Below are 21286 nucleotides of genomic sequence, written 5' to 3'. Positions count from 1 at the left end.
CATTGTGGCATCCCGAGCCCGCGGAAAGAAGCTGCGCCGCGGGGGAGGCGACCCAAATGGCTTTCTCATATCGTCTTACGTTGCTTCGAACGTTGCTTGAGTGCCTCGGAAAGCCCGACGAGCGCTGTGAAGAACGAGACCGAAGCGGTCAGAAGTCTCACAAAATCAATCAGATCGGTCATGGGCATCACCTCCCATCAGATGGAGGGCGTTGCCCGGCACATGGAACTGCCGTCAACAGTATCAATTCTATCAAAGCGCAGTTAGGTATGCGAATGTTTGTTCGTATTTCAAGAGACCAGCGTCAACTGTGACAAAGGGGCTATCCCTTTGTCACATTATTCGATGATGGTGCGGGAGTTTTGCTTATGCATGGTGGCAAGCATGTGTTTGGGGACGGCGTGGACCATGCAGCTGCCGATAGTCGCGCTCGCGGCGGCCTTGGCGGCATCGCTTGCGTTTTTGGTCGCGTAGCTGTGGCGGAAGCGTTTGAGCATGGCGATGTCGTTGCCGCCGTCTCCATAGACCGCGACCTCATCCTCGGCAATGCCGTAGTAGCCCGCCAGCCAGGCCACGCTCTCGCCCTTGTTGCACGCCACGTCCGTGATCTCGAACATCACCGGATCGAACGGCGCGTTGACCACGCGGTCCGAGCGCTCGGCCAAATACGCCTTAAGGTCGCGCTCCAGCTCGAGCGAGGTCACGCGACAGTTGATCTTGCACACATCGTGGCGCAGGATGTCACCGATCGACTGGTCGAAATACTGCTCCTCGTGATACCCGCCACGTGCACGCATACCGCGCATCACGATGCGCTTGATAGGGCTGTCCTTTTTAAAGCCCGCCTGATGCATCTCAAACGATCCGCTCGAGAACATGCCATCGGGTGTGGAGCAATCAAAGCAAATGTCCGGGAATGCCTTGAGCAGCCCCTCGGTAACCTGCGGATCGATGGTCCAGGTCTTGAGCACCTCGCCATGACTGTCGCGCACGATGGAGCCGTTAGAGCAGCAGGCATCAAGCGCCAGGCCCGTAAAGCCATGCTCGCCGATCGGCAGCGTCGAGCGTCCGGTCGCGGGAACCACATGCAGGCCAGCCTCGGTCAGCTCGCGAATGGCGCGGCGAATGGTCCCATCTGCCTCGTGCAGGGCGTTCAGCAGTGTTCCGTCTAAGTCACTCGCAAACATCTTGATCATGGACGTGCCTTTCCTTCGTCTGCACGATATTGTAGACGAAGGAGAGGCATGCCCAGACAACGGCGTCCCGGCGCGGTGCGCCACTGCCTCCACAAATTCACGGTGCCTCAGCGCGTTAAGACAATCGCCACAAGCGACTTTTCAGCCGATAAAACAGCGCCGTCGTCAACGTCAGCACCGCCAACATGCCTGCGAATACAATCGCCGGTGTCCATCGATCATATGCGAGCCCATAAACCAATTGGCCAATAGGCGTTGCACAGGAAAGCATCATATAAACGAGTGCCAGCACTTTTCCGCAGAGTTCCTTTGGCGCTGACCGCTGAACGAATGAAACGATTTCAACCGATGTAATGCTTGCCCACGCCATGACCCATGCCGAGCCGGCCGCAAGCGCGGCAAACGCAAATTCATCAGGACCGCTCAGTAGCGTGACAGTAATCGGTACGACTCCAAAACAGACCATCGCAACATATCGACATATGCCCTTGAAGGAAAAACGATGCGGCCAAATACCGACCAAACCACTGCCGACAAGACCACCCAAGCCCATAGCCACCTCAATAATCCCAACAAAGGATGACTGTATTCCGAGATGCTTTGAAACAACAATGGGAGCACCAATCGTTAACCCAACTAACGCAAGGTTCAAAATAGCCGCAAGCAAAAACACAACGAGCAATGATGTGTTTTGAACCAGGTACCGAATCGACTCCCGGAAATCGCTTCGGCATGTCGAGCAAGTCGTAATGTCCCCTGTCATTCCAAATGAGGCATATCGCTTGAGTGTGCCCCCGAACAGTAGGGCTGACATCGCAAACGTCAACGCCGCGGTTTCGCATAGAGCATCGATACCAAAGCACCCATAGACTGCCGTCCCGACTACAGGCCCCAAGATATTGCTCGCCATGGTTACCTGCGAGACCAACGCTGTGGCACGCTCAACCTTTTCTTGGCCCATCATGTGCACCGTCTCAATTTGAAGCATCGGTTTCAGCAGCGATTGGATGCCATATTGGACGCAAAGTATTGCTACCACGACAACGGCAAGAGGCAGCGAACGCTTCATGGGGATAAACAGCAGTGATGCAGTCATCAGAACAATGCCGAGCACCACAAGAACCCCGCGATGTCTTCCCCGATCCGCCAAAATCCCGCCAACCGGAGTCGCGAGCACGCCCGGTATGAACGCTATCGCCGCGACGGCGCCATATAACGTTGACGAGCCGCTGCAATCGAACAAGTAAAGCGGACACGCAAAGCACAGTGCTGACAACATTGAATACGCACACAGCTGTGCAACAAGAAGACCGAAAAGCCTGATAGATCGCACTGTTTTTTGCGCCAACGAGACGCTACTCCTCCGCATTTCAGCCATAAGCCTATCCCCTATACATACCGTTAGTATGTATTTAATGACTTGAAAAGGGCAGCCGTGGCTACCCTTACAAATCAATTACATACCGTAAGTATCTATATTACCACCCGGCGCGGTCCCATACGTCCCAAATCTGCGCCGTTGTCTGAAGCACTTCATTACCCAAATCGAGCCCCACCGCGGCCGCCATCTGCACCAAACATTGTGCGCGAGCGAGCATTCGCTCTTTGGTCTCGAGCGGACGGAACAGCGGCAGCAGCCAAAGATTCGCCAACAACGATACGGCCTCAGCCGCTTCGCGCGGGCATTTGCACGCAATGGAGCCGTCGGCGATGCCCTCCTCGATCACTGGCAAAAGACAGCCATCGGCCGACTCGTCGAACGAGCCCTGGTACTGCATCGCCAGTAGACGCGAGCTTTTTACCGGATCTGCCGCAGGATGCATGCGTGCCCATAGCTCAATTTGCGGAACGACAGACTCGGGCGCGTACAGTCGCTTGAGCTTTTGGGCTCCCGTCATATTGCCAGCACCGAGTGTCGCGCGGCGGCGCTCAACAATCGGAGCCATTGCCCGATCAAATGCGGCGTTGAAAATCTCTTCTTTGCTCTTAAAGTGATGATAGACAGCACCCTTGGTCATGCCATCGAGGCGGTCGACGATATCTTGAATGCTCGTCCCCTCATAACCCTGTGCGCAGAATAGCTCCAGCGCCGCGTCGAGAATCTTCGCGACTGTCTCCTCGGGATATTTATTACGCCCCATAATCTGTCCATCCGCAACGCAAGTCTTGTGCCTCATTGCAGTATTTTAACGTTGCGGATGGCAGGCGGTCGATTCTACACCGCGGCGGGGCCGTGTTCGCCGGTGCGGATGCGGATGACTTCCTCAACCGGCTCGACCCAGATTTTGCCGTCGCCAACGGCTCCGGTGCGTGCGGCGTTGCAGATAATCTCGACAATGCCGTCGACGTGCTCGTCGGCGCAGATGAGGGTGAACTGCACCTTAGGGATCATGTTGACAAGCAACTCGTTGCCGCGCACGTATTCCTTCCAGCCATGCTGTGCGCCGCAGCCCTGCACCTGGTTGATAGTCATGCCACGAACATCGGCAGCAAACAGCGCGTCTTTAAGAACCTCAAGCTTTTCCTGGCGCACGATAGCCGTGATCTTTTTCATAATGAATTCCTCTCAATAATCAACGTATCCCTTTACATGAGACGCGGGTTTCCCAGGTGCCGCAGACCAACCTTGTAGATCAGATAAGTGCAACTAACAGGTCTTAGCAGGTTTCCCAAGTGCCGCAGATCGGCCTGAAAGAGGAGTGCCGCGTACTTAAGGTACGCAAACGACGATTGAAGGCCGAGGTGCGGTGCTTGGGGAAGCTGCTAATCGAGTCCGGAGAACGAAGGGTAGGCGCTCTCGCCGTGTTGACTCGCATCCAAGCCCAGCGCCTCATCGGCCTCGTCCACGCGCAGGCTGCCGTGGAACAGCGCCTTGACCACCGCGGCGATCACCAAATCGAGCACCAGTACAATGACGACCGTCACCACAATGCCCAAGATCTGAGAGATGAGCAGCGACACGTCGCCCGTGTAGAGCAGGCCGCCCTTACCGGTCCACGAAAGCTCCGGCACGCAGAACAGGCCCGTGAGCACGCCACCCAAGATGCCGCCGATACCGTGGCAGCCAAACGCATCGAGCGCATCGTCGTAGCCGAACTTGGTCTTAAGATGACTGATGGCCAAGTAGCAGACGGGCGAGACGATCAGGCCCATGACCAGTGCCGCCCACGGCTCGACAAAGCCCGCACCCGGCGTGACCACCACAAGGCCCGCAACCAGACCGGTGCTGGCACCCACCAGCGTGGGGCGACCGGTGTGCACGCGCTCGACGGCAAGCCACGAGACCATGCCCGCCGCGCTGGCCGTCACGGTGTTGAGTATGGCGAGCGCCGCCACGGCGTCGGCCTTAAACTCGCTGCCGCCGTTAAAGCCAAACCAGCCAAACCAAAGCAGGCCGGCGCCCAACGCCACAAACGGCACGTTATGCGGACGGTAGCTCACCATGCCAAAGCCGCGACGACGGCCGAGCATTAAGCAGAGGATCAGGCCCGTCAGACCGGACGAAATGTGCACCACGTCGCCGCCGGCAAAGTCGAGCGCGCCGATGATGTCGCCGATAAAGGAGCCATCGCCGCCCCAGACCATGTGGGCGAGCGGCGCGTAGACCACGAGCAGCCAAATGCCCAGGAAGGCCGTCATGGCACCAAACTTAACGCGGCCGGCCAGGCTGCCCGTGACGATAGCGGCAGTGATCATGGCAAACGCCATCTGGAAGGCGATGTTAATGATCTGAGGGTAGACGGCACCGTCCGCAGCATTGCCCTCGGCCGCCTGCAGCACCTGGTTGAGCACCGGCAGGCACAGCAGCTGGTCAAGGCCTCCAATAAACGGGCTGGAACCGTCGCTGCCGTAGGCCAGCGACCAGCCGGCAACAATCCACAGCACACCAACCAGGCCAATGGCGCCAAAGCACATGAGCATGGTGTTGATGACATTTTTGCGCCTGGACAGGCCGCCATAGAAAAACGCCAGACCCGGTGTCATTAAAAACACAAGCATGGTGCAGATGAGCATAAACGTTGTCGATCCCGTATCGTACATTCGCTCCCCCTTGATCGCATGAACGTTGTCGGCGCCCATAATGCGGCCGAGGGGCAACTGGTGTAGACCAGATACGGCGTTGTTAAACGCTGCGTTGTCGAATGGAAACGGTGCCGCAATCTTAGAAACGGCGCGGCAACGGACGCGAAACCAATGGGAAACGCAAGGACGGCAGGCGCCGGCCCCATCCCGTCCCGGCTAGCGCCGAAACAGCTCGTGGGCGCGGTCGCGGAGATTAGTTGCTCGAATGACACCTTCGTAGCGATTGATGCGCAGGCGCGGGAAGGCGTTAAAGAAGCGTAGGTCGCGGCGACTGAGTGACACGCTCGGCACCGGACGGCTCATGCGCTTGCCGGCAAGGCGACGGCTGAGCGACGGACGCGGCATGTTCGGCGCGGCATCGGCCACGCGGCGGGCGGCAAGCGCCAGGCCGCGAGCACCATCCGCGATAAACGTCGGCATCGAAGCCTTCTCGCGCAGGGCATCGAGCGCGGCGTCACCCAGCTCGGCCAGCCACGCGTTAACGGCACGGCTACGGATGTGCGTCTGTGCCACCGAGTCAATCGTCGAATCGGGAATACGTTCGAGCATGGAGTCGGACGCATCGGCAAGCGACTCGTTGATGCGGTCGGCAAGGTCGGCCCGGACGCGCTCCAGCTGGTCGGACAGGCGGCGCCAGCTCGCCAACGAGCACACCGCGTCGACCATCATCGCGACCGCGACGATAAACGCGGACAGCCGCACAATCAGCACCGGCAGATGGGCAAGCAGGCCCAACACCGCCGGCTCCACCACGCGGCAAATACACAACGCGCCTAAGCCAAACGCGCAGGCCCAGTACAGACAGATACGTCCGTGCAAGTTAAACGGCAGGTGCGAGTAATCCCAAAAGCGTGCGCCTGTTGTCTTTTCCAACAGCACGCCCACGCTGTACTCAATCACGCTACATACGAGCGCTGCGGCGACAAACTGGCTCGACGCGTCAGGAATTCCGCGCAACAGCAGCCAGCAGGCAATGCCGCCCGCGCCATAGATGGGGCAGCACGGCCCCAGCAAAAAGCCACTGTTGGCAAATCGTCCGTGATTGAGCATGGCGCATACTGTCGACTCCCATGCCCAACCGCAAAACCCGTAAAAAGCAAACGAGAGCACCAGTGCCGAGAGTGGGCAGGCGGCAAGCGTCGCGCCGTCAAATGCCATGTCGATCGCGGTCCCCACCGTCTACCCTCTCCTCTTCTCGCTCGATTCGCCACTCACGCTATCGTCAGCCTCGTCCTTGCGCGGCAGACGACCGGCGACCGTCTCGCGCAGAGCGCACCATTTATCCGCCAGACACACAATCCATGCCTCACGACACGTCGGCGGCACCGGCACCAGCGGAAACATATGGCGCACGATAATATTCCGCTCACGAGACGTCAGATCAAAATCTTCCTCCGCACGCGCCAGGGCAAAAAATGGATGCCGAAATCCGTGCAGTCGATGGCTCGGGTCGGGGTCGTGCCAATCGTAGAGAAAGTAATCGTGCAGCAGGGCCCCGCGCAACAACGAAGCACGGTCGACCGAAATGCCAGCACGGCCCAAGCGCTCGGCAAAGGACAGGCTCGCCCGCGCTACCGAAGTCACATGTGCATAGACCGTCACGTCGCCATGCTGGATAAACTCGTGCGTCAGGTCCAAGCGGCCCGCCTGGGCCAGCTGGCGGGCGGCATAGTCGACCTCGTGCGCGATTTTCTCGGCACGAACGGTATCGGACATGCTGCCTCCTTCCAGCGACTCACGGCGACAAGCCACGGACTGTGCACAATCGATAAAAACATCATGGAACATATCAGTATGGCATCGGACAAAACGTTTTGCCCCACCAGTTGGCGAATTACCGCGCCGCCGTCACATATCAAACGCCAAAATGTGCGAGACTGTCTTGTGCAATTGTGCCGGCCGAGGGAGTGCCGGCGCACGATTCGCATGGAGTAACCCACAACGATGCTGCTTACGCAAACGACAACGCCCGAGGACGTCAAGGCTCTTAATCGCGCCGAGCTCCCGCAGCTCTGCGGCGAGATCCGCCAGGCAATCCTCGAAAGCTCCGCCGCCGTCGGCGGGCACGTTGCCCCCAACTTGGGCGTTGTTGAGCTTACGGTTGCGCTTCATCGCGTGTTTAACTCCCCCATCGACAAGATTGTCTTTGACGTTTCGCACCAGACCTACGCCCACAAGGCGCTGACGGGGCGCGCGTACACTTATATCGATCCGGAGCGTTATGGTGAGGCATCTGGCTTTGCCAATCCCGACGAGTCCGAGCACGACCTGTTCGCCATGGGTCACACCTCGACCTCGGTGAGCTTGGGCTGCGGCCTTGCCCACGCGCGCGACCTGGCGGGCGATGCGTACAACGTCATTACCGTTATTGGCGACGGCTCGCTTTCGGGCGGCCTGGCGTTTGAGGGCTTCAACAATGCCGCCGAACTCGACAGCAACCTGATCATCATCGTCAACGATAACGACCAGTCCATCGCCGAGAACCACGGTGGCCTGTATCGCAATCTGGCCGAGCTGCGCGCCAGCAACGGCGCCTGTGAGCGCAACGTTTTCCGCGCGATGGGGCTCGACTACCGCTATCTGGACGCCGGCAACGATGTGTTGGCCCTCGTCGATGCGTTGCAGGAACTGCGCAATATCGATCATCCCATCGTGCTGCACGTCTCCACCGCAAAGGGTAAGGGCTTTGAGCCAGCCCAGAGCGACCCCGAACGCTGGCACCACGTGGGTCCGTTTGACATGGCAACTGGACGCAAGCTCTGCCCGGGCCATCCGAGCGAGCCTGCGCCGCGCACCTATGCCGACATTACGGGCGAGGCGCTCAGCGCCGCCATCGAGCGCGATCCACAGGTCGTTGGCATCACGGCCGCCACGCCCTACATCATGGGCTTTACGCCCGAGCTTCGCGCTGCCGCCGGCAAACAGTTCGTCGATGTGGGCATTGCCGAGGAGCACGCTGTGACCTTTGCCACCGCGCTTGCGCGCTCGGGCGCCAAGCCAGTCTTTGGTGTGTACGGCACGTTTTTGCAGCGCGCCTACGACGAGCTGTGGCACGACTTGTGCCTCAACGACGCCCCCGCAACCATCCTGGTGTTTGGTGCGTCGATCTTTGGCACCACGTCCGAGACGCATCTTTCGTTCTTTGATATTTCCATGCTGGGCGGACTTCCCAACATGCACTACTTGGCTCCGGCCTGCATGGAGGAATATCTGTCCATGCTGAGTTGGTCGCTCGATCACCGCGAGCATCCCGTGGCGATTCGCGTGCCGGGCATTGGCTTGGTAAGCCGTCCCGACCTTGCGCCCGCCGAGGATGCCGATTACGGCGTCGCGCGCTACAACGTGGTGCGTCAGGGCCGCGACGTTGCCGTGCTCGCGCTCGGCGATTTCTTCGAGCTGGGCGAGCGTGTGGCAAACCGTCTGGCTGCCGAGTACGGTATCGAGGCGACGCTCGTCAACCCGCGCTTTGCAACCGAGCTTGACCGCGAGTTCCTCGACAGCCTTGCCGCCGAGCATCGCGTTGTCGTCACCCTCGAGGACGGCATCTTGGACGGTGGCTGGGGCGAGCGCGTCGCGTGCTATCTGGCCTGCACGCCTGTGCGCACGCGCACCTTCGGCATCGCCAAGGGCTTCCCCGACCGCTACGATCCCAACGAGCTGCTCGCGCAAAACGGCATGACGGTCGAGAACATGGCCGCCGAAGCCGTAAGGCTACTCAACGAGTAAGAAAACCTCCGCAAGGGAAGCGCCCCTGCGGAGGTTTTTATTTTCCCAACTCAATTGTCTCGATCTGTAACACCTAGAGGACAAATCCTCGCCCAATTGTTACAGATCTAGACAAACCGTCTTTGCCCCTGTTGTTTGTCTCCATCTGTAACAGTTAGAATCCATTTCCTCGTCTACCTGTTACAGATTGAGACGAACCGCCAAGGTGTCCCCTTTGTGGTGGTTAGCGGTAGCTTTGCTTGAGGATTTCGACGACGTCGGGGTCGGTCAGCGTCACGGGGTCGTGACTGAACAGGACGCCGTTGGTCGTCAGGGCATTGTGTGCGATGGCAGGCAGCTCTTCGGCCGTAATCCCCCACTCGCTCATGGCGAGGTCCGCCACATGGCAGGCCTCCATCAGGCGCGTGAGCTCAATCACAAAATCGCGTGGATCATCCGCGGCGGCATTGCCCATCAGGCGTGCCATGTCGATATAGCGCTCGGGTGCGGCACCGTGATCGATCATCCACGTGTGATAGGCGCGGGCGATCATAATGAGGCCGGCACCGTGCGGCAGGTCGTGATGGTGGGCGCTCATGCCGTGCTCAAGACCATGCGAGCCCGTGGTGCCCGAGGCATCCATGGCATAGCCGCCGAGCGTGTTGGCAAACGCAAGGCTCGAGCGCGCCTCCAGGTCATCGCCATTATTGACACACGTAGGCAGTGCCGCGGCGGCACGGCGGATGCCTTCGCGGCAAACCATGTCACCCATGGGCGTGTTGGCATTTGAGATGTAGCACTCAACGCAATGGAACAGGGCGTCGAATCCCTGATAGGCGGTCAGACGTGCCGGGACGCTCACCATGAGCTCGGGATCGACGATTGAAAGCACCGGAAACAGGCGCGGATCGCCCAAGCGAAGCTTCTCGTCATTTTCCTCGCAGGACAGGACACCGCCCGCATCGACCTCGGAGCCGGTACCCGCCGTGGTGGTCACGCAAACAAGCGGCAGCGGATCGTTGGGGATGGGCAGGCCGAGCGCAGTGCCGCCATTCACAAAGTCCCAGATGTCACCGGGGCATTCGTTGCCCTCGGCATCGGTATGCGGGTTGGTCGCCACCGCGCAGATGCCCTTGCTGCCGTCCATGACCGAGCCGCCGCCGAGCGCCAGCACAAAATCACAGCCATGGGTGCGCGCCATCCAGCCACCCGCGTTTACGGTCTCGCGCAGGGGATTGGGCTCAATGCGATCGAACAGCTCATGCGACACGCCGGCGCGATCGAGCTCGGCCTCCAAACGTCCCAAATATCCAAAGCGCTTGACCGAATTGCCGCCGGTGGTAACGATGAGCGCTTTGGTGCCGGGAAGCTTCTGCGCACCCAGCTCGCCCAACTTGCCCGCGCCAAACAACACCTTGGTCGGCGCGAAAAACGAATAACCGTTCATACGCGATCTCCTTACTTATATTTGTGTCGCGTTGCCGCCATTATAGCGACCGCCGCGAGCGACCATGCCGTCCGCAAAACGCTATCTCAGCTGTAATAATCGACGTTTGCCCAGGTAAAACCTGTCAAAATAAACCTGTCCCTTTTTGGTAGGTAGAATTACCCATAAGGTAAGTATGTTTCTGAGTTATTTCGTGTTGACCCGTCTGAACGCAATGGGGTATAACTCTACTCAACCGCTAGGGATTTTATTGAGAAAGGTGTTCTACTATGAGCAAGAACCTCTCCCAGCAGGTCGTTCTCGACCGCCGCGGCTTCGTCGCCGCCACCTTCGCAACCGTCGCCGGCTTTGGTCTTGCCGGCTGCTCTGACACCAGCGCCGAGGCCGACAAGGGTTCCGCCGCCGGCTCCTCCAAGAGCTCCGCAGATACCGAGGCTTCCACCACGCTCGATGCCAAGGCATTCGACAAGCTCGTCAACGACGGCCCCAAGGCCGATGATGACGCCATCGCCGCCAGCACCTGGGCGACGGCCGTCAAGAACGCCGGCGTCTTTAAGATCGGTGGCGTTCAGACCTCCACGCTCTTCTCCCTCCTCAACGAGAAGGACGGTCAGACCCGCGGCTTCGACGCCGGTATCGCACAGCTCCTGTCCAACTACATTCTGGGCGAGAACAAGGTCGAGATCACCCAGGTGACCTCGGACACGCGCGAGTCCGTCCTGCAGAACGGCCAGGTCGACGCCGTCTTTGCCACCTACACCATCACTGACGAGCGCAAGAAGCTCGTCTCCTTCGCCGGCCCCTACTACTACACCCAGCAGGCCATCCTGGTGCTCGCCGATAACGACGACATCAAGAGCGTCGACGACCTGGCCGACAAGAACGTCGCCGTCCAGTCCGGCTCCAACGGCCCTGCCATCCTGGAGGAGTTCGCTCCCAAGGCCAGCCAGCAGGAGTTCAAGACCGACGAGGAGGCCCGCCAGGCACTCCAGCAGGGCCGCGTTGACGCCTACGTCATCGATAACAACATGCAGCAGAGCGCCCTGGTCCGCGAGCCCGGTAAGTACAAAATCGCCGGCAAGCCCTTCGGCAGCAAGGAGCCCTATGGCATCGGCCTGCCGCTCGATTCCGACGGCGTCGCCTTTGTCAACGACTTCCTTAAGAAGATCGAGGACGATGGTACCTGGACCGAGCTGTGGCAGATCTGCATCGGCGACCGTACGGGCGACACCAATGTTCCCGAACTGCCCGAGATCGGCGCCTAGGCAGCGAGCCTGGTAACGGCCGCAACGAAACCATACGGAAACGCATGATGCGCTTTATTGCGGTAAACTGTTTCCTCACTGAGTTGTCGGGGCTTCCGTACACACGGGAGCCCCTTTCCTTATCGGCGGGAGGTCCGCATGAGTCTCTCCGAGCTCTGGTCGCTCTATGGCCAGAACTATATCGACGCGCTGCTCGCAACCTGGGGCATGACGCTTGAGTCGTTTGTCATCGCCATGGTGCTGGCCATCGCCGTCACCGTGATGCGCGTGTCGCCGCTCAAGCCGCTGCGCGTCTTTGGCGACCTGTATGTCCAGGTCTTCCGTAACATCCCTGGCATCGCGCTGCTCATCATCGTCGTCTACGCACTGCCGCCGCTCAAGGTCGTCCTGCCCTACCGCACCTGCGTTATCGTCGCCACGGTCCTCTTGGGCTCGGCCTTTGGCTCCGAGAACTTTATGAGCGGCATCAACACCGTCGGCGTCGGCCAGGTGGAAGCCGCCCGCTCGCTGGGCATGAGCTTTAACCGTATCCTCGCCAAAATCGTGATTCCGCAGGCGCTGCGCTCGAGCGTGCTGCCCATGACCAACCTCTTTATCGCCGTCATGCTCACCACCGCGCTCGGCAGCCAGGTGCCGCTTAAACCGCAGGAGCTCACCGGCGTGGTGAGCTACATCAATACCCGCTCGCTCGGCGGCGTCGCCGCGTTCTTTATCTCGGCACTCGGCTACCTGGGCACGGCCTTTGTGGTGAGCCACATTGGCAACTACATCGATAAGAAGGTGAGGATCCTCCGATGAGCAAGCACTCCACCTCCGCGCTCACCATGCGCGATGCGCTCTACGAGGCTCCCGGCCCCAAGATGCGCACCAAGATTCGCATCGGCACCGCCATCTCGCTTGTTGCCGTCGCCACACTCGTCGTCCTGGTACTGCAGCGCTTTTATGTGACCGGCCAGCTTTCGGTTCACTATTGGTATTTCTTTACGCACCTCACCACCTGGAAGTTCCTGCTTGCCGGCTTTGAGGGCACCGTTAAAGTCGCACTCACTGCCGGTGTCATTGCGCTGGTACTGGGCTTAGCCCTTATGCTCGGCCGCACCAGCGGCATCAAGCCGCTACAGCTGGTCTGCCGCGTGCTCACCGATTTCTTCCGCGGTGTGCCGAGTCTGCTGTTCATCTACTTCTTCTTTTTGGTGCTGCCCCAGTACAAGATCGCGCTACCGTCGTTTTGGATGCTCACGCTTCCCGTCGCGCTCGCCGCAGCTGGCGTAGTTGCCGAGATCTTCCGTGCCGGCGTCAACGCCGTGCCGCGCGGTCAGGTCGAGGCCGCCCAGGCACTCGGTCTCTCCAAAGCTAAAATCACCTTTAAAATCGTGTTGCCGCAGGCTATTCGGTTTATCATTCCGTCCTTGATTTCACAGCTTGTGGTCGTAGTCAAAGACACCACCGTCGCCTACGTGGTGAGCTACCCCGACCTCATGCAAAATGCCCGCGTGCTCATTACCAACTACGATGCCCTCGTGTCGGTCTACCTGGTGATCGCAGTCATCTACATCCTCATCAACGTCGCGATCAACAAGGCCGCTGTCTATGTTTCGCACAAGACCGGCGCGACCATCATCCGCTAACGCTTTACCATTTCTAGTCATAAGGAGCCGAGCACCATGGCACAGAGCACCTCTTCCACCGGCAATCAGCCGCTGATCGAGCTCAGGCACGTCGATAAGCACTATGGCGATCTACACGTCCTCAACGACATCAATCTCTCGGTTGACCGCGGCGAGGTCGTCGTTGTGATCGGACCCTCGGGCTCAGGCAAATCGACCATGTGCCGCACCATCAACCGCTTGGAGACCATCGACTCGGGCGAGATCCTCATCGAGGGCGAGCCCCTGCCGCAGGAGAGCAAGGATCTTGCCCGCATGCGTGCCGAGCTGGGCATGGTGTTTCAGCAGTTCAACCTGTTTGCGCATATGACCGTACTGCAGAACGTCATGCTGGGGCCGGTCGATGTACTGGGCGTGTCCAAGGAGGAGGCTCGTGGGCGCGCCATGGACCTGCTGAGCCGCGTGGGCGTTGCCGAGCAGGCCGATAAGGTGCCCGCACAGCTCTCGGGCGGCCAGCAGCAGCGCGTGGCCATCGCCCGTTCACTCGCCATGCAGCCCAAGGCCATGCTCTTTGACGAGCCCACAAGCGCCCTTGATCCCGAGATGATCAACGAGGTACTCGAGGTCATGGTCCGTCTGGCCCAGCAGGGCATGACGATGATCGTCATCACGCACGAAATGAACTTTGCCCGCCGCGTGGCCGACCGAGTCGTGTTCATGACCGACGGCCAGATCGTGGAAACCGGCACGCCCGACGAGTTCTTCGACCACCCCCAGACCAAGCGCGCCCAGGACTTCCTCAACTCCATCAAGGGTCACTAACCCAATTGCCACGCGGGCAAATTCATCAGTAACGTTTGCTCCGCGCCACCCCTGTGCCATGTCCACCCGGATTCGAAAGCTACGCCCATGATCGGAACCCGCACCTCATCGTCCTACACTCCGCACGTCGACGTCGATCCCGCCGACCGTCCGCTCATCCTGGTCGCACCACGCTGGGAAGAAGCGAAACCCTATTTGAGCGAGACGCTCTCCCCCAACGAGGAGATTGCGAGCGTCTTTGTCGATGCCATCCTTGCCGCCGGCGGCCTGCCGCTGCAGATGTCCATCACCGAGGACATTGAGGTCATCCGTCATTACGTTGATATCGCCGACGGCATCGCCATCCCCGGCGGCCCCGACGTCAATCCCAAACGTTGGGGCGATGATCGACCCTACGATCCCACCCTCTGCTGCGAGATTCGCGATAGCTTTGAGTTTAAGCTGGTCGGCGAGGTGCTTCGCGCCAAGAAGCCGCTCTTTACCACCTGCCGAGGCACGCAGCTGCTCAATGTCGCCACCGGCGGCACCCTGTGCATGGACGTGCCGAGCCTGGGTGCGCGCGAGGGCCGCACGCAGTGGCGCCATACCCACGTGCTCAACGATCCCGTGCACCCCGTCGAGGTCGTGCCGGGCTCGCTGCTGGAGCGCGCGGTTGGCGGGCACAGGCTGATCCAGACCAACTCGGCACATCACTGCTGCGTCGACCGTCTGGGTAAAAGCACGCGCTTGGTCGCCAAGGCAACCGACGGCGTTCCCGAGTGTATCGAAGTCGAAGGCCAGCCGTTCTGCTTGGGTGTGCAATGGCACCCCGAGTACACGTGGAAGACGCTCGAGACCGACTTTAACCTGTGGAAGTCGTTTGTCGAGGCAGCGGCAAAGGTTAAGCAGGCTCGCTAGCTCGCGAACCGCATAACAGATAAGGGCGCCCCGCCGGCCACATGGTCCGGCGGGGCGCCCTTTTGCCTATACGCGGCAGGCACACAGCCCAAGGCTCACAACCTCTTACTCGCCCGCCTCGCGCAGAGCCGACATCGTAGCCGCATATTGCTGCTGCAGCGCATGCATCCCCTCGCGGGCGCCGTCAACGGCATCGGCACCGCGCAGCGCTTCGGTCACCACGACCGCCGGCTCGTACAGATTATCGAATCCCAGGTTCTGGCTCACGCCCTTGAGCGTGTGCGCTGCCATAAACGCACCTTCGGCGTCTCCTGCCGCCATGGCGGCCTCCAGCTTGTCCATGCTCTCGTCATCCAAAAACTTGAGGGCAAAGCGGGCAAGCATTTCCTCGCCCATCAGCCGAGCGCACGCGTCATCATAATTAGCGCCGATCTTCTCATACGCCTCACGCATGGAAATCATGGATTAAAACTCCTTAGGTCAAACTAAATCGTGGGAAACGCGACAACATCGGCGGGGCGTGCCAACGTCTCGGCAATACGGTCTTGCACCTCGAGCAGGCAGTCGAGCAACAGCGGGTTAAAGGTACCGCACTTACCGTCCAGGATCATCTGGATTGCTTCCTCGTGCGGGATAGCGTCCTTGTACACACGCACGCTCGTCAGCGCATCATACACGTCGGCCACCGAAACCACCTGCGCGGCAATGGGAATCTCGTCGCCCTTAAGGCCATCGGGATAACCCTTGCCGTCCCAGCGCTCGTGATGCCAACGCGCAATCTGGTACGCATATTCCATAAGCGCATTGCCGACGTGATGGCGGCCCAGCTCAAGCAACATGTCGGCGCCCATCGTGGTATGCGTCTTCATAATCTCGAACTCCTCGGGCGTAAGGCGCCCGGGTTTGTTGAGAATCGCATCGTCAATCGACATCTTGCCGATATCGTGCAGCGCCGAAGCCAGGGCAATCGTAGAGCGTTCCTCATTGTCAAGGGAGATCGTGTCGCTACGCTGGACCAGACAGTCAAGCAGCAGCTCGGTCAGCTTCTCGATGTTCGTAACGTGCCTGCCGCTCTCGCCGTTGCGAAGCTCCATGACGCCGGCCATGATGTCGATGAGCATGCGACTGTTCTTGACGCGCTCGTTGTACTGCTGGGACAGCAGGCTCGTCAGGCGGCGCTGTTTGGCGTATAGGCGGATGGTGTTGCTTACACGGCGGCGCACGACACGGGAGTCAAACGGGCGGTTGATATAGTCCGAGGCGCCCAGCTCGTACGCGCGCAGAACCATATCGTCGGAATCTTCGCTCGAGATCATGATGACAGGTAGTTTGTCAACAACCGATCGGCGCGACAGATCGGTCAGCACCTCAAAGCCGCTCACGTCCGGCATGACAATGTCCAGTAGCACGAGCGACAACTCATCGCCATAGCGGTCGACCATATCGAGCGCCGTACGACCGTTATCAGCCTCGAGGATGCAATACTCGTCCTTGAGCATCTCGTTGAGAATGGCTCGGTTCATCTCGGAGTCATCGATGATAAGCACCAAAGGCTTTTCGTTTTGGAAGACCTCGATGAAATCGCCATCGGTCACGACCGTACCGGCTTTTGCCTTAGCACGGCTCAGTAACTGGACAGCGCGGCCAACGCCCTCATCAACCGTCTCGCCATGAATGCGAACGCCACCAACACATGCCGTCAAGCTCACGTGCTCATGGCCCGGAATAAACGCGGAACGAACGGCATCGGATACCTGACGCAGGCGACGGGCGAAGTCATCGGAGGGAATATCGGGCATGACGGCCACAAACTTGTCGCAGCCATAGCGCACAAGTTCGTCAGTCGAACGAATACCGCTGCGTATGGCTGTCGCCACGGCACCGAGCGCAAGGTCGCCGGCATGACGGCCACACGTATCGTTGAAGACCCTAAAATCGTCAAGGTCGATCACCGCAACGCCGGCCTTCATGCGGGCGCTACGGAGCTTTTCCTCGTAATATCGGCGATTGCGCACACTCGTCAGCACGTCGGTGTAGACAAGGTCCTCTTCTGCAGCCTCTTGTTCATCGATCGGACGCACCATCAGCAAGACACGAGGCTCGCCCTCGACCTTCAGAGGGCGCAGGCGAGCGCGGTACTCGGTACCATCATTGAGCAGTTGCTCCGACACCTCATCGGAGTCTGCCAAAGCCTCAAGACTCGACTGGCGCAAACAAGGACACCGATCGCCGGCGAGCAGGCAGTTAGGCTCGCTCTTAATCTGATCGGCCGACAGCAAACGCACCACGGGGTAGGTCTTCGCGACGCGGGCGACCTCAGCGGCAGCCTCCTCGTCGGTTAGATTGACCTCGTGATTATTGAGCATATGGGGCCCTTCCTATCGTTACGCACGGCAACGGTGCATATCAATTGGTACAAGGGTAGCATCTAACAGCTGAAGGCAAACGCGCGATTATCGTTACATTTTTATGACCTGGCAAACGGCGGTAATGGAGCCGCGGGCGCGCGGTTATGGGCGCATTCGTTAACAATGACGAAACGCTAACAGCCCCTCTCCCCGCAGGTCATCGAGCGTGCTAACGCTCCAATACATCGCGAACGGCGTTTGCCGCCGTAACGGGGCGATCGCGCAGACCGTTATGCGCGCCCGGGATCGTCACAAGGGGGCAATCGAGATATTCGGCAGCCGCTCGCGTGCCAGCCTCGCGGGGTGTATCGACCGAAAGCTCGCCCAAAAACACGGCCGACACCGCCTTTGACGCGCGGACGCGCTCCCAGTCGGGAGCATATGTCATATTTGTTCCGTATTCATTAGCCATAAAGCAACGACCATTGCGCAGGGCATGTTTGGCTTCCGCTTCGGTCGTCCCGGGAGCTTCGGGGTCCAAGTCGCCGAGGGCTCCCAAGAAAAGCCGGAGCGCCCTTGAAACCTTTCCAGCCGCAATCATATCGAGCAAAACCGGAGCTGCGCCCATGCCGACGCCTTCGGCCGACACAGCCGGCTCATGCAGAATCGCACGGGCGACGAGATGGGGTTCGGTGCGAAGAAGCTCCAGCGCCACCAACGTACCGGCGCTGTGCGCAAGCACATTTGTCGGAGCGCCAACGTGTTCGATCGCGGCCTGCAGGTCGGCGGCCTGAGCGGCAAGATCATAGCTGCCGTCTGCCGCTTCGCTGCTGCCGCCACAGCCGCGGCGGTCGTAGGCAATTACGCGGTAGTTGCGACTGAGCTCACAAGCGATACCGTCAAAAAATGTGCCGTCGACACAAGCGCCGTGCACGCACACCAAGGCAGGAGTATCAGGCGACACATCCGGGCCGGCATATTCGCGACAGGCAATCGTGGTGCCCGCATTCTCGACCGTAAAATCCATGTTGTGCCCCCATCATCAACGCCCATCCAGTTGCGCATCAGTACGGCTGGATAGACCTGCATTGCTTTACGCCTTGTTAACAGATTAACTTTACCCGACCCGAGGCTTTTCATGACACGGCATAATGAGCGACGTGAAAAAACGAAACTTGTAAAGCAAGAGCCCGCACCCTGCTTTGGAGCCGATGCTATGCTTAGGCACAATTGTCTTGAGGAGCATATGCCTATGTCTACGTTTTTGAATGCCAGCCCCATCTTTGGGCCCGTTCGCAGCCGTCGCCTTGGTCTCTCGCTCGGCGTCAACATGATGCCGGCCAGCGGCAAAATCTGCACGTTCGACTGTATTTACTGCGAAAACGGCCTCAACGCCGAGCGCCCCTGCCATGAGCCGTACAACACAGCTGCCGTGGTACTCGACGCGCTCGAGGCAAAGCTGCGCGAGATGGCAGCCGAGGGCGAGCTCCCCGATGTGATCACCTTCGCAGGCAACGGCGAGCCCACCGCCGCACCGGAGTTTCCGCAGGCCATCGCCGGCGCCGTCGCGCTGCGCGACGAGCTTGCCCCAAACTCCAAGATCGCCGTGCTCTCCAACGGCACGCGCGCCGACCGCCCCGAGGTGCACGACGCGCTCATGATGGTCGATGACAACATTCTTAAGCTCGATACCGTCGACCCGGCATTTATCCAGCTGCTCGACCAGCCCGTTGGCCCCTACGACGTCGAGCACCAGATCGAGACGTTCGCAAGCTTTGACGGTCACGTTATTATCCAGACGATCTTTTTGACCGGTGAGTATCAGGGCAAGCCCATCGACAACACCGGCGAGGAGTACGTCGCCCCCTGGCTCGCGGTGCTCGAGCGCATTCGTCCGCAGGAGGCGACCATCTACACGGTGGCGCGCGAGACACCGGTCGCAGGCCTTGCCAAAGCAGCACCCGAGGCCCTCGACGCCATTGCCGCGCGCGTGCGCGCCCTCGGCATTCCCTGCCAGGTGAGCTACTAGCAAAACCACGCAGCAGCTAGTGCCTGCCATCCCGCTCCATCAGTTGCGGTGATATAGTTCCTATTTATGCTGTTAAACCGCTTAAATCGGAACTATATCACCGCAACTTTTATGGACGCGTGGGTGGGCTATACTAGCTGCGAATGAAAGGAAGTTAGCCATGTTTGACAATGGACCCGTGCCCGGCCGCAACGACGCCTGCTGGTGCGGCAGCGGCAAAAAATATAAGAAATGCCATAGCGCCTTCGACGAGCGCCTCGAGCGCTTGTGGGAAGAGGGCTGGGAGGTTCTGCCCCGCACGCTCTACAAGACGCCCGCCGATATCGAGGGCATCAAGCGCTCGGCCGCCATCAACGTGGGCGTGCTCGATTACGTAGGCGAACACATCGCCGCGGGCATGACCACCAACCAGATCGACCAGATGATCTACGACTACACCGTCGAGCACGGCGGCACGCCGGCCGACCTCAACTACGAGGGCTACCCCAAGAGCGTGTGTACCTCGATCAATGATGTGGTCTGCCACGGCATCCCCTGCGATACGGACGTGCTGCACGAGGGCGACATCATCAACGTCGATTGTTCCACGATCTTGGACGGCTACTTTAGCGACTCGAGCCGCATGTTCTGCATCGGCGAGGTCTCGGCCGAGCGCCAGCGCCTGGTCGACGTCACCCGCGCCAGCGTGGAGGCGGGCTTGGCAGCCGTCAAGCCATGGCTGCCGCTGTCCGTTATGGCCGAGGCCGTGCAAAAGACGGTCGAGGACGCCGGCTTTAGCGTGGTGCGCGAGTACGGCGGACATGGCATCGGTAAGGAGTTCCACGAGGACCCGTTTGTGGGCTTTACCACCGAGGCACCCGATGTGGACACCATCATGGCTCCGGGCATGGTCTTTACCATCGAGCCCATGGTCAACGCCGGAGCGCCCGACATCAAGATCAGCAAGGGTGACGGCTGGTGCGTGCGCACCAAGGACGGCAGCGATTCGGCCCAGTGCGAGGTACAGCTCGTGGTGACCGAGGACGGCTACGAGCTGCTGAGCTGGTAGCCGTGGATGCGCCGGATGCTGACGGGCACGCTCGTCTTGCATCCGGCGTTTTATTTAAACGTTTTGCGTGATAAAACCTGCCAAAATAAACCTGTCCCTTTTTGGCAGGTCGAGCGGAGAGGACTGCTTGTGAACATCCTGGTTTTGCTGCCCGTCAATGACCGCCATCGCGCAATTCTTGAGTCGAGCGCTCCGGGCGAGGACTTTATCTACACGAGCTCCGACGCCGCCACGCGCGAGCAGGTCGCCGATGCCGACGTGATCTTGGGCAACATCGACCCTGGCATGCTCACGGCATGCGAGCATCTCCAGCTGTTGCAATTGCAGACCGCCGGCTATGACGACTACTTGGCCGCCGGCACCGTGCCAGCCGACGCTAAGCTTTCCTGCTCGGTGGGCGCCTACGGCCAGGCCGTAAGCGAGCATATGTTTGCCATGGTCCTTTCTATGATGAAGCGCCTGCCCGGCTATCACGACTTGCAGCGCGAGCATCGCTGGGAGGATTTGGGGCCGGTCACCTCGCTCAAGAACGCCAATGTGCTGGTGCTAGGCGCGGGCGATATCGGCGGCCACTTCGCCACACTCTGCCGCAACATGGGCGCGCACGTCCGCGGCATCAAGCGCCATCCACTCGTCTACCCCATTGTGTTTGAGGACATGGACGGCATGGACGCCCTCCCCGAGCGCCTGGCCGAGGCAGACGTCGTCGCATCCTTTATGCCCAGTGCGCCCGAGACCCGCGGCATTGCAAATGCCGAGTTCTTTGCCGCGATGAAACCGAGTGCCTTCTTTGCCAACGGCGGCCGCGGCGCCCGGGTGGTGGCCGCCGCCGTGGGTTG

The 21286-nt window shown here is 59.9% G+C and carries 20 protein-coding genes; 9 read left to right on the top strand and 11 right to left on the bottom strand.

The window, feature by feature from the left end:
- Positions 1–338: 338 nt before the first annotated feature.
- From AB5202_RS06325 to AB5202_RS06295, 7 genes are all read right to left on the bottom strand, one after another.
- Positions 339–1196: an HAD-IIB family hydrolase gene (locus AB5202_RS06325; RefSeq protein WP_368147499.1), complete on the bottom strand. Its 858-nt coding sequence runs from the start codon at positions 1194–1196 to the stop codon at positions 339–341.
- 115 nt (positions 1197–1311) lie between these two features.
- Complete coding sequence (locus tag AB5202_RS06320; RefSeq protein ID WP_368144451.1) at positions 1312–2574, bottom strand: MFS transporter; 1263 nt, start codon at positions 2572–2574, stop codon at positions 1312–1314.
- 100 nt (positions 2575–2674) lie between these two features.
- Positions 2675–3337: a TetR/AcrR family transcriptional regulator gene (locus AB5202_RS06315; RefSeq protein ID WP_368144452.1), complete on the bottom strand. Its 663-nt coding sequence runs from the start codon at positions 3335–3337 to the stop codon at positions 2675–2677.
- A gap of 74 nt (positions 3338–3411) precedes the next feature.
- Positions 3412–3750 carry a P-II family nitrogen regulator gene (locus AB5202_RS06310; RefSeq protein ID WP_368144454.1) on the bottom strand — a complete coding sequence of 113 codons (339 nt, stop codon included), beginning with the start codon at positions 3748–3750 and terminating at the stop codon, positions 3412–3414.
- A gap of 209 nt (positions 3751–3959) precedes the next feature.
- A complete protein-coding gene (locus AB5202_RS06305) occupies positions 3960–5237 on the bottom strand; it encodes an ammonium transporter (RefSeq protein ID WP_368144455.1) in 1278 nt (425 codons plus the stop codon).
- 198 nt (positions 5238–5435) lie between these two features.
- Positions 5436–6455, bottom strand: coding sequence for a putative ABC transporter permease (locus AB5202_RS06300; protein ID WP_368144457.1), 1020 nt, complete (start codon positions 6453–6455; stop codon positions 5436–5438).
- 3 nt (positions 6456–6458) lie between these two features.
- Positions 6459–6995: an HD domain-containing protein gene (locus tag AB5202_RS06295; RefSeq protein ID WP_368144458.1), complete on the bottom strand. Its 537-nt coding sequence runs from the start codon at positions 6993–6995 to the stop codon at positions 6459–6461.
- A 228-nt stretch (positions 6996–7223) separates the two neighbouring features.
- Here AB5202_RS06295 and AB5202_RS06290 point away from each other — a divergent pair, with 228 nt between their 5' ends.
- Complete coding sequence (locus tag AB5202_RS06290) at positions 7224–9005, top strand: 1-deoxy-D-xylulose-5-phosphate synthase (protein WP_368142722.1); 1782 nt, start codon at positions 7224–7226, stop codon at positions 9003–9005.
- Positions 9006–9228: 223 nt separating this feature from the next.
- Here AB5202_RS06290 and AB5202_RS06285 read toward each other — a convergent pair whose 3' ends face one another.
- On the bottom strand, positions 9229–10431 hold the full coding sequence (locus AB5202_RS06285; protein ID WP_368144460.1) for an iron-containing alcohol dehydrogenase: 1203 nt from the start codon (positions 10429–10431) through the stop codon (positions 9229–9231).
- A gap of 269 nt (positions 10432–10700) precedes the next feature.
- Between AB5202_RS06285 and AB5202_RS06280 the strand changes: the two genes are divergently transcribed.
- The 5 genes from AB5202_RS06280 (at position 10701) to AB5202_RS06260 (ending at position 15022) form a co-directional block, all read left to right on the top strand.
- A complete protein-coding gene (locus AB5202_RS06280) occupies positions 10701–11696 on the top strand; it encodes a glutamate ABC transporter substrate-binding protein (RefSeq protein WP_368142721.1) in 996 nt (331 codons plus the stop codon).
- A gap of 138 nt (positions 11697–11834) precedes the next feature.
- Positions 11835–12494, top strand: coding sequence for an amino acid ABC transporter permease (locus tag AB5202_RS06275; protein WP_368144461.1), 660 nt, complete (start codon positions 11835–11837; stop codon positions 12492–12494).
- The gene (locus AB5202_RS06270) at positions 12491–13324 is read left to right on the top strand and encodes an amino acid ABC transporter permease (RefSeq protein WP_368144462.1); all 834 of its coding nucleotides are present in this window, start codon (positions 12491–12493) and stop codon (positions 13322–13324) included. The genes AB5202_RS06275 and AB5202_RS06270 overlap by 4 nt, the downstream gene beginning before the upstream one ends.
- Positions 13325–13360: 36 nt before the next feature.
- Complete coding sequence (locus AB5202_RS06265; protein ID WP_368144463.1) at positions 13361–14125, top strand: amino acid ABC transporter ATP-binding protein; 765 nt, start codon at positions 13361–13363, stop codon at positions 14123–14125.
- A gap of 87 nt (positions 14126–14212) precedes the next feature.
- Positions 14213–15022 carry a gamma-glutamyl-gamma-aminobutyrate hydrolase family protein gene (locus AB5202_RS06260; protein WP_368144465.1) on the top strand — a complete coding sequence of 270 codons (810 nt, stop codon included), beginning with the start codon at positions 14213–14215 and terminating at the stop codon, positions 15020–15022.
- 105 nt (positions 15023–15127) lie between these two features.
- On the opposite strand, the gene AB5202_RS06255 is transcribed toward AB5202_RS06260, so the two are convergent.
- The 3 genes from AB5202_RS06255 to AB5202_RS06245 form a co-directional block, all read right to left on the bottom strand.
- Positions 15128–15484: an Hpt domain-containing protein gene (locus AB5202_RS06255; protein ID WP_055309465.1), complete on the bottom strand. Its 357-nt coding sequence runs from the start codon at positions 15482–15484 to the stop codon at positions 15128–15130.
- A 23-nt stretch (positions 15485–15507) separates the two neighbouring features.
- Positions 15508–17388, bottom strand: a complete 1881-nt coding sequence (locus AB5202_RS06250) for a diguanylate cyclase (protein WP_368144366.1) — start codon at positions 17386–17388, stop codon at positions 15508–15510.
- A 211-nt stretch (positions 17389–17599) separates the two neighbouring features.
- Positions 17600–18397, bottom strand: coding sequence for an alpha/beta fold hydrolase (locus AB5202_RS06245; RefSeq protein WP_368144367.1), 798 nt, complete (start codon positions 18395–18397; stop codon positions 17600–17602).
- Between the two features lie 225 nt (positions 18398–18622).
- Between AB5202_RS06245 and AB5202_RS06240 the strand changes: the two genes are divergently transcribed.
- The 3 genes from AB5202_RS06240 to AB5202_RS06230 all read left to right on the top strand — a co-directional run.
- Positions 18623–19399: a radical SAM protein gene (locus AB5202_RS06240; RefSeq protein WP_117847979.1), complete on the top strand. Its 777-nt coding sequence runs from the start codon at positions 18623–18625 to the stop codon at positions 19397–19399.
- Between the two features lie 160 nt (positions 19400–19559).
- Positions 19560–20447, top strand: coding sequence for a type I methionyl aminopeptidase (gene map, locus AB5202_RS06235; RefSeq protein WP_117816942.1), 888 nt, complete (start codon positions 19560–19562; stop codon positions 20445–20447).
- Positions 20448–20576: 129 nt separating this feature from the next.
- Positions 20577–21286, top strand: a 710-nt coding sequence (locus AB5202_RS06230; protein ID WP_368147498.1) for a D-2-hydroxyacid dehydrogenase, incomplete at its 3' end; no start/stop codon positions are given.

It is taken from the genome of Collinsella aerofaciens (assembly GCF_040915545.1).
GTDB classification, from domain to species: Bacteria; Actinomycetota; Coriobacteriia; order Coriobacteriales; family Coriobacteriaceae; genus Collinsella; species Collinsella aerofaciens_BE.
Note: the sequence above shows the minus strand (reverse complement) of the source record. Positions and strands in the feature narration are given on the sequence as shown.

What these genes read in the sequence shown, in the direction of transcription:
- AB5202_RS06290 (WP_368142722.1), top strand. Translation starts at nt 7,224, where the DNA reads ATGCTGCTTACGCAAACGACAACGCCCGAGGACGTCAAGGCTCTTAAT.
- AB5202_RS06240 (WP_117847979.1), top strand. Translation starts at nt 18,623, where the DNA reads ATGTCTACGTTTTTGAATGCCAGCCCCATCTTTGGGCCCGTTCGCAGC.
- AB5202_RS06320 (WP_368144451.1), bottom strand. Translation starts at nt 2,574, where the DNA reads ATGGCTGAAATGCGGAGGAGTAGCGTCTCGTTGGCGCAAAAAACAGTG.
- AB5202_RS06280 (WP_368142721.1), top strand. Translation starts at nt 10,701, where the DNA reads ATGAGCAAGAACCTCTCCCAGCAGGTCGTTCTCGACCGCCGCGGCTTC.
- AB5202_RS06250 (WP_368144366.1), bottom strand. Translation starts at nt 17,388, where the DNA reads ATGCTCAATAATCACGAGGTCAATCTAACCGACGAGGAGGCTGCCGCT.
- AB5202_RS06310 (WP_368144454.1), bottom strand. Translation starts at nt 3,750, where the DNA reads ATGAAAAAGATCACGGCTATCGTGCGCCAGGAAAAGCTTGAGGTTCTT.
- map (WP_117816942.1), top strand. Translation starts at nt 19,560, where the DNA reads ATGTTTGACAATGGACCCGTGCCCGGCCGCAACGACGCCTGCTGGTGC.
- AB5202_RS06265 (WP_368144463.1), top strand. Translation starts at nt 13,361, where the DNA reads ATGGCACAGAGCACCTCTTCCACCGGCAATCAGCCGCTGATCGAGCTC.
- AB5202_RS06260 (WP_368144465.1), top strand. Translation starts at nt 14,213, where the DNA reads ATGATCGGAACCCGCACCTCATCGTCCTACACTCCGCACGTCGACGTC.
- AB5202_RS06285 (WP_368144460.1), bottom strand. Translation starts at nt 10,431, where the DNA reads ATGAACGGTTATTCGTTTTTCGCGCCGACCAAGGTGTTGTTTGGCGCG.
- AB5202_RS06255 (WP_055309465.1), bottom strand. Translation starts at nt 15,484, where the DNA reads ATGATTTCCATGCGTGAGGCGTATGAGAAGATCGGCGCTAATTATGAT.
- AB5202_RS06275 (WP_368144461.1), top strand. Translation starts at nt 11,835, where the DNA reads ATGAGTCTCTCCGAGCTCTGGTCGCTCTATGGCCAGAACTATATCGAC.
- AB5202_RS06325 (WP_368147499.1), bottom strand. Translation starts at nt 1,196, where the DNA reads ATGATCAAGATGTTTGCGAGTGACTTAGACGGAACACTGCTGAACGCC.
- AB5202_RS06245 (WP_368144367.1), bottom strand. Translation starts at nt 18,397, where the DNA reads ATGGATTTTACGGTCGAGAATGCGGGCACCACGATTGCCTGTCGCGAA.
- AB5202_RS06315 (WP_368144452.1), bottom strand. Translation starts at nt 3,337, where the DNA reads ATGGGGCGTAATAAATATCCCGAGGAGACAGTCGCGAAGATTCTCGAC.
- AB5202_RS06295 (WP_368144458.1), bottom strand. Translation starts at nt 6,995, where the DNA reads ATGTCCGATACCGTTCGTGCCGAGAAAATCGCGCACGAGGTCGACTAT.
- AB5202_RS06270 (WP_368144462.1), top strand. Translation starts at nt 12,491, where the DNA reads ATGAGCAAGCACTCCACCTCCGCGCTCACCATGCGCGATGCGCTCTAC.
- AB5202_RS06305 (WP_368144455.1), bottom strand. Translation starts at nt 5,237, where the DNA reads ATGTACGATACGGGATCGACAACGTTTATGCTCATCTGCACCATGCTT.